Here is a 13,442-nt window from a genome sequence, read left to right as displayed (position 1 = left end):
CCGCAATCCCGTGATTCGCCTGTTCGGAAAGGCAGGTCCGCGCGTATGAAGCCTCGACTCACCGTGGTCGTCCCGGTCCATCGCTTCGAGGGCCCGGAGCGGAATGTGCAGGAGTGCCTGGAGTCGGTGGCGGCCCAGACGCTGACCGAACTGGACGTGGTGCTGGTGGAGGGCGACGAGCCCCTCCCCCTCGCCCGTGAAGTCGCCGACCGGGACCCGAGGTTCCGGATCGTGCGCTATCCGGGAAGCGGCGTGCCCACCCTCGGCGCAGCCCGCAACACCGGTGCCCGGCACGCCTATCCGGACACCGGCCACCTGGCGTTCCTGGACCCCGGCGATGTGCTGCTGCCGCGCGCCTACCAGGATCTGACCGGCGTGCTGGACCGGTCCGGGTCGGACCTGGCGACCGGCAACGTCTACCGGCTCGGCGCGGGCGGCCGCAGCCAGTCCCGGCACCATCCGGCCGCCCGGGACACCGCGCTGCGCAGCCACATCTCCGAGGACCGCACGCTGCTGACCGACCACTTCGCCCGCAACAAGGTCTTCCGGCGCGCCTTCTGGGACCACCATCGACTCGCCTTTCCCGAGGGGACGCTGTGCGACGACGCGGCGGTGACGCTGCCCGCGCACTTCCTGGCACGGGCGGTGGACGTACTCGCCGAGCACGTCGTCTACCACCGTCTGCCGGAGGGTGCCGAGCGGCACCGGAGCCCGGATGCGGCGGGCGTGGCGGGCCGCCTCGCGTCGGTGGCCGGCATCCGCCGCTTCCTCGCCGACCCGGCCCACCCCGGCCGCCGCGCCCACCGGCAGGACCTGGACCGGTGGCTGCTCACCGACGGGCTGCTCGACCTGGTCGAGGCGCTGCCCGCGGCCACGCCCGAGTGCCGCACCGCGTTCCTGGAGGGCGTCCGCGGCATCCTCGCCGACGTCGACCCGCAGCTGTTCCCCACCCTTCCGGTGGAGCTGCGGATGCGCTGGTACCTGATCCGCGCCGGACGGCTCGCGGATCTGCTCACCCTCCTCGCCCACGAGGTCCGTGACCCGGCCGGCTTCGAGGTCGCCGGCCCGCCGCTGCGCAAGCGCGCGGTGCTTCCCTTCGTGCCCCCGCTCCAGCTTCCGCCGGGCGTGACCCGGCTGGACCGTACGGACTTCCCGGTACGGGCACAGGTCCTGGAGGCCGTGTGGCGGGACGGGTCGCTGGTGCTGCGCGGCTGGGCCTACCTGCGCAACCTGGACGCCGCCACCCGCCACAGCTATCTGAGGACGGTGGTGCTCACCCGGGGCCGGCGCCGCATCCTGCTGCCGATGCGGCCGGTGGCGATGCCGCAGGCGACCGTCGAATCCGGTCAGGAGCGGCACTGCTACGACTGGGCGGGCTTCGAGGTCACGCTCGATCCGGCCCGGCTGCGCCGGGGTGGCCGCTGGGAGGAGGGCGACTGGGCGGCCGGGGTGATCGTCGCGTCGGCGGGCGTGGTGCGGACGGCGGCGCTGCGCCCGGCGGACATCGGCTCGGGCTCGGCGCCGTCGGCGCACGAGGTCGATGACGACGGGCTGCGCATCGTGCCCGGGTACGACGGCGGGCGGCTGCGGCTGACCGTCGAACGCCGTACCCGCCGGCTGGCCGGGCAGCACCTGGCGGCGGCCGACGCCCTGGACCTGACGGTGACGTCGCCCGGGCCGCTCCCGGTCGCGCTGCGGCTGACCCACCAGGGGACCGGCACCGTGGTGTCCTTCCCGGTGGAGGCGGGGCAGGCGGCGCAGGGCCCGGATCCCCGTCTCACCGTCCGCATCCGGCTGGATGCGCTGGCGGCCGCCCGGCCCACCCGGGACGGCGCACCGCGGGCGATCGCGCCCGTGCACACCGAGTCGTGGACGCCGGAGCTGGTGCTGCCCGACGGCGGGACGGACGCCATCGCCTGCCCGCCCGGACTGTGCCCCTCGGGCCATCCGCTGCCCCACGGGCGCGAGCTGGTCGTGGCGGCGTCCCCCGCCGGGCGCCTCGTCCTCCACGACCGCACGCCGCAGCCGTACGCGGACCGTGTCATCTGGCGGGCGGACGGCACGCTCCTGGTGGCGGGCCGGCTGCCGGACGCCGCGCCGCACGCCACCGAGGTCGTCCTCCGGCACGGTGCGCATGCGGCCGAGGCGGCGTTCCCCGCCACCCATGAGGGCGGCCGCTTCCACTGCGCGCTGCCGCTGGGCACGCTGCCGTCCCTCGCGGGCGAGCTGCCGCTGCGCGAGGGCCGCTGGACGCTGCACCTGCGCGAGCGGGGCGCGGCGGGCTCGCCCCTGGACGCCCCGGTCCGCTTCCTGCCCGCCGTGTTCGACGGGCTGCCCACCTCCCGTACGGTCCGCGGCAAGCCGCTCACCCTCGATCGGCACCGCTACGACGAGGCCCTGGTGACGGCGGGCCCGGCGCTGCCCGCCACCGATCACGGGCCCTACCGCCGGCGGGTGCTGCGCGAGCTGCACTACCCGCTGCACCGGGGCCGCCCGCTGCGCGAGACCGTGCTCTACAGCAGTTTCGGCGGCCGGGCGTACGGGGACTCGCCGCGTGCGGTGCACGAGGAGTTGGTGCGCCGGGGAACGGACGTCACGCATCTGTGGGCGGTCCGCGACGCCCAGGTGGCGGTGCCCGACGGCGCCCGCGCCGTGGTCGTGGGCAGCGCCGAATGGCACGGTGCGCTGGCCCACAGCCGTTGGATCGTCACCAACACCCATCTGCCTGCCTGGTTTCTGCGCCGCGACGGGCAGACCGTCGTCCAGACCTGGCACGGCACCCCGCTCAAGCAGATCGGTGCGGGGCTGGCCGGGACCCTGTGTGCGGGGCTGGCCCATCTGGCGCCCCGCCCGCGCCTGGGCCGCCAATGGAGTGTGCTGCTGTCCCCGAACGCGCACAGCACCCCCGTACTGCGCTCCGCCCTCGGCTATCCGGGCGAGCTCCTGGAGTGCGGGCTGCCGCGTACGGACGCGCTGGTGGCGGCCGGCCGGGACCGGGCGGCCGCGGCCGTGCGCGAGCGTCTGGGCATCGCCCCGGGCCGCACGGCCGTGCTCTACGCCCCCACTCCCCGCGATCATCTGGCCTACGACGCGGCACACCACCGCATGCATCTGGCGCTCGACCTCGATCTGGCCCGCCGGGCCCTGTCCGAGGACCATGTCCTCCTGGTCCGCAGCCACCCGCTGGTCGCCGACCGGCTCCCGGCCCACCACGCGCCCTTCGCCGTCGACGTCTCCGCGCACCCCGACGCGACCGAGCTGCTGCTGGCCGCCGACGTGCTGGTGACCGACTACTCGTCGCTGGCCGCCGACTTCGCCAACACCGGCCGCCCGATGCTCTTCCTGACCCCCGATCTGGCGGACTACCGCGACACCCTGCGCGGCTTCACGCTGGACTTCGAGGCCCGGGTCCCGGGGCCGCTGCTGGCTTCCACCGGTGAGCTGATCGACGCGCTGGGCGATCTGGACGCCATCGCGGCGGCCGGTGCGGACGCCTACGCGGACTTCCGGGAGACCTTCTGCCACCGGGACGACGGCGGGGCGGCGGGGCGGGTGGCCGACCTGATCGAGCGGTGAGGCGGCCGGTCCGCGGCAAGGTCGTGGCGCGCGGATCGGCATCGTGCGGCGGTCGCGTCGTTACAGCATGTGCGGGCGTCCTCACGGGGCTCTGCACACCCGGGCCCCGGCTCCCGCTCGGTAAGAAGACGGCAAGAGGCGGGAATGCAGGAGGCGGCGGGTGCAACCGCGCGGCGGATTTCGTCCTCTGACCCATCGGAAATGGGTTCGGACCCGCTGCTCGTGCCAAGAGATGCTGTCGACACGAAATGTAGATTCAGTGACTGTGAAAGAAGCCCTCGAGCCACTGCCGGGGCCCACCATCACGCCGTCCGCGCAGGTGAGCATCGTCGTCATCGCCTTCAACGATGCCGTCCACGTCGGCGATGCCGTGCGCTCCGCACTGGCGCAGGTCGTCCCGGAAGGGACGGTCGCCGAGGTGATCGCCGTGAACGACGCCTCCACCGACGGCACCGGCGCCACCCTGGACGACCTCGCCCGTACGGAGCCGCGGCTGCGGGTCCTCCACCGGGCCGAGAACAGCGGCGGCTGCGGCACCCCCCGCAACGACGGGCTGCGCGCCGCCACCGGCCGCTTCGTGATGTTCCTCGACAGCGACGACGTGCTGCCGGAGGGCGCGGTCGGGGCGCTGCTGGCCGCCGCGCTGCGGCACGACGCCCCGGTGGCGGCGGGCGCCTGCGTGCGCCGCGAGCTTCCCGCGCGCCGCGATGTGCCCTGGCAGCCCGCGCTCTACCGGGAGGCGGCGGTGTACGACTCCGCCGATGCCGGGCCGCAGCTGGTCCGCGACACGCTGTGCGTCAACAAGCTCTACGCGCGCGGCTTCCTGGCCGAGCACGGCATCGTCTTCCCCGAGGGCCGCTACACGTACGAGGACTTCGTCTTCACCGCCCGGGTGCTGGCCGCCGCACCGCGCGTCGCCACCGTCCCCGACCCCGTCTACATCTGGCACGTGCGGCGTTCCGCCGCCCAGCAGTCGATCTCCCTGGCCCGCAACGACGTCGCCAACTGGCAGGCCCGGATCGACGCCCACCACACCAGCGTGCGGATCTTCCTGGACGCCGGGCACAAGGCGCTCGCGCACGCCGCGAGCACCAAGTTCCTCGATCACGACCTGCGGATGTACGTCCGCGAGCTGCACACCCGCGGCGCCGACTACCGCACCGAGTGGTGGCGGCTGACCCGTGACTACCTGGCCGGTTTCGACGAGGCCGATCTGCGCGCCGCCCGGGCGCCGGCCCGCTGGCTGGCCCGCGTCGTGCTGGCCTCCCCCGCCCCGCGCGACCTGGACCGCCTCACCCAGCTCGCGGCCCGGCCGGGCCGCCTGATCCCGCCGTACGCGGAGGCCGACGGCCGCGCCGTGTGGTCCGCCGACCTTCCCGAGGTCGAGCTGGACGCGCTCGGCACCAAGCCGATGCACCGCCTCCCGGTGACCATCGACGCCGAGCCCCTGGTCGGCCCCCGCAGCACGCTGCGGCTGCGCGTCCACGACCTCTACGGGCGACTGGCCGCGGCGGGCCCGGCCGGCATCGATGTCGAGCTGCGCCGCCGCCGGGACGACCGGCGCGGCCCCGTGCACACCGCCCAGCTCACCGCGGACCCGGCCGCCACCGGCACCGAGGGCTGCTGGACGGCCGAGGTGGTGCTGGACCTGGCCGCGCTGATCGAGCGCGGCAGCGAGCACGCGGCCGACCCCGAGCCCTGGGACCTGATGGCCGAGGTCCGGTGCGCGGACGGTTCCGGCTTCCGGGCCTCGCTGCGCGCCACCGGCCCCGGCCTGCGCCGTCGCGTACTGCCCAGCCGGCGTCACCTCCTGCTGCTGGCCCAGCCGTACGCGACGACCGGCGGCGCCCTCTCGCTCCGGGTGGCCGCCGGGCTGCGCAGCGTGTGGCGGATCACGGCTCGCAGACTCGGCCGCTGAGCCGCTCCTCTCCCGTCCCCGACCTAGGATTGGCGCTATGTCTTACTTGATCACGGGTGGTGCCGGCTACATCGGCGCCCATGTCGTACGGGCCCTGCGCCAGGCGGGCGAGCCGGTCGTGGTGCTGGACAACCTGACGACGGGCATCGCCGACCGGATCCCCGAGGACGTGCCCCTGGTCGTCGGCTCGACCCTCGACCGCGCGCTGCTGGACCGTACGTTCGCCGCGCACGAGATCACCGATGTGGTGCACCTGGCCGCCAAGAAGCAGGTCGGCGAGTCCGTGGAGATGCCCCTGCACTACTACCGCGAGAACATCCACGGTCTGCAGACCCTGCTGGAGGCGATGGCCTCCGCGGGCGTGGGCCGATTCGTCTTCTCCTCCTCGGCCGCCGTGTACGGCATGCCGGACGTCGACCTGGTCACCGAGGACACCCCGTGCGTGCCGATCAACCCGTACGGCGAGACGAAGCTCGCCGGTGAGTGGCTGGCCCGCGCGGCCGGCCGGGCGCACGGCATCAGCACGGCCTGCCTGCGCTACTTCAACGTCGCCGGGGCGGCCGCCCCCGAGCTCGCCGACACCGGCGTCTTCAACATCGTCCCGATGGTCTTCGAAAAGCTCACCGAGGGCGCCGCTCCCCGTATCTTCGGCGACGACTACGACACCCCGGACGGCACCTGCATCCGCGACTACATCCACGTCGCCGACCTCGCCGACGCCCATGTGGCCGCCGCCCGCAAGCTCGCCGAGCCGGGCCCGGTGCGCGATCTGACGCTCAACATCGGCCGCGGTGAAGGAGTTTCGGTCCGCGAGCTGATCGAGCTGATCTGTGAGATCACCGGCCACCGGGGCGTCACCCCCGAGGTCACCCCGCGCCGCCCCGGCGACCCGGCCCGGGTGGTCGCCGCGGCCGACCGGATCACCGCGGAGCTGGGCTGGAAGGCGCACCACGACGTGCGCGACATGATCAGCTCGGCCTGGGCCGGGTGGGGGCTGCGGCAGGCGTGAGCCGCACGGGCCGGGCGCGCGGGGGAACGCCCCGCGCCGCCGGCCTCCTCGCGCCGGTCGGCCCGCCGGCGCCCTGCGGCGCCGTCAGCCCCACCGGCGCAGCAGCAGGGCCGCCGCCCGCCCCGTCACCGTCACCGTCAACGGCTCCCCGCCGTCGCCGCACCGCACCGGCAGACGGCAGCGCAGCGATCCGGCGGTGAGCTGTACCGCCACCCGCCACCGTCCCGTGGGCGCGCCCCGCAGCCGGGCCCGCACCGTGAAGCGGTCGCCCGCCCTGCGCTCGGTCGTCGTGCGCAGCGCCGCCATGCCCGTGGCGTCGACGAGCAGCACCTGAAGCTGGGCGTCCGCGGGGCAGCCGGGGAGGGTGAGGCGGGCGGTGAGGGTGTTGCGGGCGACGTCGCCGTGCAGGTCCGCGCCCAGCGGCCGGCGGGCGCCGCGGCCGTCGAGGTCGAGGTGGAGGTGGCCGTGCGGGTGGGACAGGAAGAGGGCGGCGACGGCCGGGCCGGCGGGGCGGGTGATGATGCGCGGTGCCGCCGCGGCGGGGTCCGCGCGCTCGGGGCACAGCCAGGCGGCGCGGCGTACCGGTGCGCCGCCCGCGCCGCACGCGGTGACCGCGACCTTCAGGCCCCAGATGCCGTCGGCCGGCGGCTCGCCGTCCGCGGCGGTCGCCGGGTCGAGGACGGCGCGCCAGACCCCGTCGGCGTAGTGGGCGGGCAGGCGGTGTTCGCCGCCCCGGCCGCGGAGTACCAGCTCGACGGAGCGGGCGGCCAGGCCGGGGAGTTCGGCGGTGCCGTGAAGGTGGAGTACGCCGTCGGTCCACCGGTGGCCGGTCAGGCGCTGGCGCAGGGCGAGGCGGTGGGTGAGGTCGTAGAGCGTGTCGGGGAGCGGGCGGGCGGGGTCGCGGAAGCCCGGGTAGGAGGCGTAGACGCGGCCGTCCGGGTCGACGTGGGGCGGGCCGGGGCGGTGGGCGGTGTCCGCGCGGACGATGGCGGTCAGGTCGTCGTCGAGGCCGTGCTGCAGGCAGTGGGCGCGAAGGCGCAGGCGGGGTGGCAGGGCGGCCAGGACGCGATCGGTGAGATAGCGCGCGACCAGGGGGCGGGCGGCGTCCGCCATGGCGCGGCGGCCGGCCGGGTCGCTGGAGAGGTAGGGCTCTGCGAAGGGCATGAGGATCTCGCCGTGGAAGTGCCGGACCATCCACTTGTCGCGGTCCGGGCCGGCCGGAACGGCGTCGGCCACGGCGGCGAGGACGCGGCCGATGTAGGTGAGGTACTCGGGCCAGTCGACGTCCTGGCGGCTGGCGTTGCTGTCGTCGTCGCGGCCGTGCAGGTAGTAGCAGTCGTAGTCGGCGAGCACGGAGACGACCTCGGCGCGCAGCAGCGCCGCGATGCCGAAGGGAAGGTCCTCGGCCAGCAGGCGGCCTTCGACGAAGCGGAGGCGGTGGCGGTCGAGGAAGGCGCGGCGGAACAGCTTGTAGGCGGCCAGGGTCCAGTAGACCGGGGAGTCGAAGAGGGAGACGCGGCCGCTGGTGGTGCGCAGGTCGACGGGGGCGGCGCGGCCGTCGGCGCCGACTATGCGGCCGTAGACGATGTCCGAGCTGTGGGCCTGGGCCATCCGGACCAGGCGGGCGAGCGCTTCGGGGCCGAGGTGGTCGTCGGAGTCGAGGAAGAAGACGTAGTCGCCGGTGGCGCGGGCCAGGCCGGTGTTGCGGGGCCGGCCGGCGCCGCCCGAGGCGGGGCCGCTGAGGACCGTCAGGTTGGGGTGGGCGCGGGCCGCGTCCGCCAGCCATGCGTCGCTGCCGTCGCTGGAGCCGTCGTCGACCGCGATCACCTCGATGCGGTCCTGGGCCAGGGTCTGGGCGAAGACGGAACCCAGGCTCCGACCGAGGTAGCGGCGGGTGTTGTGCACGGGGACGACCACGGAGACGAGCGGGCGGGCCGCGGGGCCGGGCGGGGACGTGTCCGTGACCGTCACCTGCCCTCCGCTCGTCGGCCGGATTCTGCCCCGTGCCCCGGGAACTGCCGCCCCACCGGGAACCAGGGGAAACTACCCCGTGCGGCGGCAGAGTATAACGCGCAATCAAGACATATCCATAAGGGCCGACTTCCGGGGGCCCGGACATGAACCGGGAGGCCACAGCCACGGCGAGAGGACCCGTCAGGCGTCCGGCCGCACCGGGCCGACCCGGACGAACCGCCCCGGCCACGCCGGCCGTCGCAGCCGAGCACGCCGATGCGCCACCGGCGACATATTCCCGACGGACGGCCGGGCAATCGGAGCCTCTGTTCGGGTGCCCTTTATGGGAAGAGGCGCTCCACCCGCATTTGGTTGCCTGCAAAAACTCGCCGGTCCGGAAAGTCGCCACTTTCCTCCGGCCGGATGTGTCCTACAGAACTTTCAGGTTACGAAGACCAACCTTTTAGGGTGAACAGGAGTCAGAAGGCTGACAATGGAACACGCAGCCCTTTAGGGCTCTTTTGCGTTCTGTACTCAGCTCGTCACGAGGAGTAGTACCGCATGTCCGAGATGGTCCGCGACGCCGCCGCACCCCGCTTCAGCGTCATCGTCCCGTGCTTCAGAGTCCAGGGGTATCTGCGAGAGTGCCTGGACTCGGTGCTGGCACAGGACTTCCCGGACTTCGAACTGATCGCCGTCGACGACTGCTCGCCCGATGCCAGCGGCGCCATCCTGGACGAGTACGCCGCCCTCGACGACCGCGTCCGAGTCCTGCACCTCCCCCAGAACGTGGGCCTGGGCCTGGCCCGTAACGCCGGACTGGAGAAGGTCACCGGCGACTACGTCCTCTTCCTCGACAGCGACGACACCCTCGTGCCCGGTGCGCTGACTTCCCTGGCCGAGCGGCTGACCGCCACCGAGGACCCGGAAATCCTGATCTTCGATTACGCCCGGACCTACTGGGACGGCTCCGCCCGGCGCAATGCACTCGCGGAACTGCTCGACGAATCCGGCACGCCTTCCTTCTCACTCGCCGACCGCCCCGAGCTCCTCGATCTGCTGCAGATCGTCTGGAACAAGGCCTACCGCCGCGACTTCATAGAAGAGCACGGTTTCGCATTCCCGGTCGGTTATTACGAGGACGCCCCCTGGACGTTCTGCACGCTGATCACCGCCCGGACGATCGCCGTTCTCGACCGGGTCTGCCTGCACTACCGCCAGCGCCGCCAGGGCGGCAACATCCTGCGCACCACCAGCCGTAAGCACTTCGACGTCTTCGACCAGTACGGCCGGGTCTTCGCCTACCTCGACGCGCACCCCGAACTCGCCCGCTGGCGTCCGCAGATGTTCCGCAAGATGGTCGACCACTACCTGACCATTCTGGACAAGCCCGGCCGGCTGCCGCAGAGCGCCACGGCCGAGTTCTTCCACCGCGCCGCCCGCGACTACCGCATCCGGATACCGGCCGGCTTCGTCCGCCCCGCCGGCGTCGCCGGCGGCAAGTACGCGCTGCTCGCCAAGGACGCCTACCCGGCGCTGGCCGGCCTCAAGGTCGCCGGAAAGGTACAGCGCACGGTCCGCAAACACGCGAACAAGCGGGTCAAGCAGGCCAAGAAGAAGGCCATGGACCTGCGCTACCAGGCGCTGCTGCGGCAGCCGCTGGACGAGAACCTCGCGGTCTACTCCGCGTACTGGAACCGCCTGCCCGCCTGCAACCCGCTCGCGATCTACGAGAAGGCCAAGGAGCTGGCCCCCGGCGTGCACGGCGTGTGGGTCGTCAAGCAGAACCTCGTCGACCAGCTCCCGGCCGGCGTCGACCACGTCGTGCTGAACTCGCCCCGCTACTGGGAGGTCGTGGCGCGCGCCAAATACCTGGTCAACAACGTCAACTTCGCGGACGGCGTGGTCAAGCGAGAGGGCCAGGTCCACCTCCAGACCCACCACGGCACCCCGCTGAAGTCGATGGGCGTCGACCAGAAGCGCTACCCGGCCGCCGCCAAGGGCATGAGCTTTCGCAAGCTGCTGGCGCGCGCCGACCGCTGGGACTTCTCGCTCTCCGCCAACCAGCACACCACCGAGCAGTGGGAACGCGTCTACCCCTGCAACTTCACGTCGCTGGACGCCGGTTACCCCCGCAACGACGTCTACTACCGGGCCACCGCCGAAGACGTCCTCGCCATCCGCGAGCGGTTGGGCATCGCCCCCGACAAGACCGCCGTCCTCTACGCGCCGACCATGCGCGACTATCAGGTCGGCTATGTCCCCCGCCTCGACCTGGAGAAGCTCACCCGCGAGCTGGGCGAGGACTTCGTCCTGCTGGTACGCACCCACTACTTCTACGACCAGGACCCCGGTCTGCAGGGGCTCCAGGAACGCGGCGCGCTCATCGACGTCTCGGGCCACCCGGTCGTCGAGGAGCTGTGCCTGGCCGCGGACGCGCTGATCACGGACTACTCGTCGATCATGTTCGACTACGCCAACCTGGACCGGCCGATCATCAACTACGCCGACGACTGGGACACCTACGTCCGCTCCCGCGGCGTCACCTTCGACCTGCTCTCCGGCCGGCCGGGCGACACCCCCGGTGTCGTCGCCACCACCGAGGACGAGCTGATCGAGGCGTTCCGCAGCGGCCGGTGGGACGACGAGCGGGCCGGCGAGCTGCGGGCCGCGTTCCGGGAGCGGTTCTGCCAGTGGGACGACGGGCACGCCGCCGAGCGCGTGGTGCGCCAGGTCTTCCTCGGCCAGGAGGCGGGCCCGGAGCCGGAGCCGACGGACGGACGGTCCGTGGCGCCGCGGCCCCGGGCGGCCGCGGCCGCGGCGGGACTGGTCAAACTGCCGGCGCCCCGCAAGGCGGCGGACAACCGGGTGACGGGCACCGCGAACGACCCCGGCGTCGGCCTGGCCGGCTGACCGCAGACGCCGGACCAGCTGCCCGGCCGCCCCCGGTCAGGTGCCGACCGGGGGCGGCTGCGCTTACGGGCCCAGGCGGCGGCCCGGCCGGCCGCGAGGCGGCCGGCTCACTCCGCCCCGAGCGCCGCCGCGACCGAGCCCGCCAGCGCGTCGAGATAGCCCGCGGGCAGGTCCGCACGGACGACCACCAGCCGCCAGTAGAGCGGTCCGGTCAGCAGATCCAGCGCCAGTCCGCCGTCGGCGCCGGCCGGGATCTCCCCGCGCTCGACGGCCCGCGCCACCATCGCCGCGGCCACGCCCTGCTGGCTGTCGTGCAGGGCCGCCCTGAGCGCCTCGGCGAGCTCGGGGCTGCGCGCCGCCTCGGCCAGCAGGTCCGGGAGGATCTGCGAGGCCATGGGGTGCTGCAGACCGCGGGCCGCGACCTCGAGGAGCATCCGTACGTCGCCGCGCAGCGACCCGGTGTCCGGAGACGGCAGGCCCGCGGCGGCCACCGCGGAGACCACGTCCAGAACGAGGTGCAGTTTGGAGCGCCACCGCCGGTAGACCGCGGTCTTGCCGACGCCGGCGCGCCGCGCGATGCCCTCGATGGACATCCGGGCGAACCCGACGGCGGCCAGCTCCTCGAAGACCGCGGCGCGGATCGCGGCGGTCTTGTCCTCCCGCAGTACGGCGGCGCCGGCCGGTGCCCGGCGCGCCGTCGCGGAGTCTGTCGCGCTGCCCTCTTTTGCCATGGCTTGAGCATAGCGTCACGACGCTACGGTTGCGTCTCGACGTGGACTCCCTTTACTGTCGACTGCGTCGCGACGATACGGACCCGTCCCATCGTTGGTGATCCCGTTCTGCGGCCCCCGTACGCAACGAAAGCGGCCCCATGCCCCAGACCCTCGCTCCCCCGGCCCCCGACCCCACCGGCGCCTCCACCCCTGGCACTGCCCCGGACACCGCCCCGGACACCGAGCTGCGCGCCCTGGCCGAGCACCACGGCCTCACGGTGAGCGGCGCCCGTCCGTCGCTGTCCGACTACACCCGGCAGCTGTGGCACCGGCGGCACTTCATCACCTCGTTCGCCGGCGCCAAGCTGACCGCTCAGTACAGCCAGGCGAAGCTGGGCCAGTTGTGGCAGGTGGTGACCCCGCTGCTCAATGCGCTGGTCTACTACTTGATCTTCGGCCTGCTGATGGGCACCAACCGCCACGTCGACGACTACATCCCGTTTCTGGTCACCGGCGTGTTCATCTTCACCTTCACGCAGAACTCGGTGCTGGCCGGCACCCGGGCGATCTCCGGCAATCTCGGCCTGGTCCGGGCCCTGCACTTCCCGCGGGCTGCCCTGCCGATCTCCTTCTGCCTGATGCAGCTCCAGCAGCTGCTGATGTCGATGGGCGTACTCGTCGTCATCCTGATGGCATCCGGGCAGATGCCCCACCCGTCGTGGCTGCTGGCCCTGCCGGCGCTGGCGCTGCAGTTCGTGTTCAACACCGGCCTGGCGATGGTCATGGCGCGGCTGGGCTCCAGGACCCCGGACCTCGCGCAGCTGATGCCGTTCATCATCCGGACGTGGATGTACGCCTCCGGCGTCATGTACAGCATGAGCGTCGTCACCGCGGGCAAGCAGGTGCCCGCCGTCGTCCAGTTCCTCCTGGACGTCAACCCGGCCGCCGTCTACATCGACCTGATGCGGTTCGCGCTGATCGACAGCTTCACCCACCAGCAGTTGCCGCACCATGTGTGGGCCTGCGCCGTCGGCTGGGCGCTGGTGATGGGCGTCGTGGGCTTCGTGTACTTCTGGAAGGCCGAGGAGCGGTACGGACGTGGCTGACATCGCTGAGGACAAGAACGGCATCCAGCCGACGGAGGCCGCGCTGGAGCGCGTGCCGACGGTGATCGCGGACGATCTGCACATCGTCTACCGGGTGTACGGCACCGGCGCGGGCAAGGGCGGGGCCACCGCGGCGCTCAACCGCATCGTCCGGCGCAAGCCCTCGGCGGGTGTGCGCGAGGTGCACGCGGTCAAGGGCGTCTCCTTCACCGCCTACCGCGGCGAGTCGATCGGCCTGATCGGCTCCAACGGTT

Annotated in this window: 7 protein-coding genes and 1 pseudogene; 6 read left to right on the top strand and 2 right to left on the bottom strand. The window is 73.1% G+C overall.

Annotated elements, in window-relative coordinates; translation table 11 throughout:
- Positions 1–45 precede the first annotated feature (45 nt).
- The 3 genes from ACGFML_RS09370 to galE all read left to right on the top strand — a co-directional run bounded on the left by ACGFML_RS09370 (position 46) and on the right by galE (position 6,503).
- Positions 46–3,576, top strand: coding sequence for a CDP-glycerol glycerophosphotransferase family protein (locus tag ACGFML_RS09370; protein ID WP_393541709.1), 3,531 nt, complete (start codon positions 46–48; stop codon positions 3,574–3,576).
- A 265-nt stretch (positions 3,577–3,841) separates the two neighbouring features.
- Positions 3,842–5,494: a glycosyltransferase gene (locus ACGFML_RS09365; protein WP_393541707.1), complete on the top strand. Its 1,653-nt coding sequence runs from the start codon at positions 3,842–3,844 to the stop codon at positions 5,492–5,494.
- A gap of 37 nt (positions 5,495–5,531) precedes the next feature.
- Positions 5,532–6,503, top strand: coding sequence for a UDP-glucose 4-epimerase GalE (gene galE / locus ACGFML_RS09360; protein ID WP_393541705.1), 972 nt, complete (start codon positions 5,532–5,534; stop codon positions 6,501–6,503).
- A gap of 84 nt (positions 6,504–6,587) precedes the next feature.
- Here the strand turns inward: galE and ACGFML_RS09355 are convergent, their stop codons facing one another.
- Positions 6,588–8,474 (bottom strand): glycosyltransferase family 2 protein, encoded by a 1,887-nt coding sequence (locus ACGFML_RS09355; RefSeq protein ID WP_393541703.1) that lies wholly within the window; start codon positions 8,472–8,474, stop codon positions 6,588–6,590.
- 543 nt (positions 8,475–9,017) lie between these two features.
- Between ACGFML_RS09355 and ACGFML_RS09350 the strand changes: the two genes are divergently transcribed.
- Complete coding sequence (locus ACGFML_RS09350; protein WP_393541701.1) at positions 9,018–11,369, top strand: CDP-glycerol glycerophosphotransferase family protein; 2,352 nt, start codon at positions 9,018–9,020, stop codon at positions 11,367–11,369.
- A gap of 107 nt (positions 11,370–11,476) precedes the next feature.
- On the opposite strand, the gene ACGFML_RS09345 is transcribed toward ACGFML_RS09350, so the two are convergent.
- Positions 11,477–12,100, bottom strand: coding sequence for a TetR/AcrR family transcriptional regulator (locus ACGFML_RS09345; RefSeq protein ID WP_393541699.1), 624 nt, complete (start codon positions 12,098–12,100; stop codon positions 11,477–11,479).
- Between the two features lie 140 nt (positions 12,101–12,240).
- Here ACGFML_RS09345 and ACGFML_RS09340 point away from each other — a divergent pair, with 140 nt between their 5' ends.
- Positions 12,241–13,188: an ABC transporter permease gene (locus ACGFML_RS09340; protein WP_393541697.1), complete on the top strand. Its 948-nt coding sequence runs from the start codon at positions 12,241–12,243 to the stop codon at positions 13,186–13,188.
- Positions 13,181–13,442, top strand: a pseudogene (locus ACGFML_RS09335) (ABC transporter ATP-binding protein); the annotation flags it as partial. The gene ACGFML_RS09340 and the pseudogene ACGFML_RS09335, both read left to right, overlap by 8 nt.

This window comes from Streptomyces sp. NPDC048650 (genome assembly GCF_043199095.1).
In the GTDB taxonomy this organism is placed as follows: Bacteria; Actinomycetota; Actinomycetes; order Streptomycetales; family Streptomycetaceae; genus Streptomyces.
The sequence above is the reverse complement of the archived record's forward strand: the minus strand, read 5'-3'. Positions and strand labels throughout refer to the sequence as shown.

What these genes read in the sequence shown, in the direction of transcription:
- ACGFML_RS09340 (WP_393541697.1), top strand. Translation starts at nt 12,241, where the DNA reads ATGCCCCAGACCCTCGCTCCCCCGGCCCCCGACCCCACCGGCGCCTCC.
- ACGFML_RS09345 (WP_393541699.1), bottom strand. Translation starts at nt 12,100, where the DNA reads ATGGCAAAAGAGGGCAGCGCGACAGACTCCGCGACGGCGCGCCGGGCA.
- ACGFML_RS09350 (WP_393541701.1), top strand. Translation starts at nt 9,018, where the DNA reads ATGTCCGAGATGGTCCGCGACGCCGCCGCACCCCGCTTCAGCGTCATC.
- galE (WP_393541705.1), top strand. Translation starts at nt 5,532, where the DNA reads ATGTCTTACTTGATCACGGGTGGTGCCGGCTACATCGGCGCCCATGTC.
- ACGFML_RS09370 (WP_393541709.1), top strand. Translation starts at nt 46, where the DNA reads ATGAAGCCTCGACTCACCGTGGTCGTCCCGGTCCATCGCTTCGAGGGC.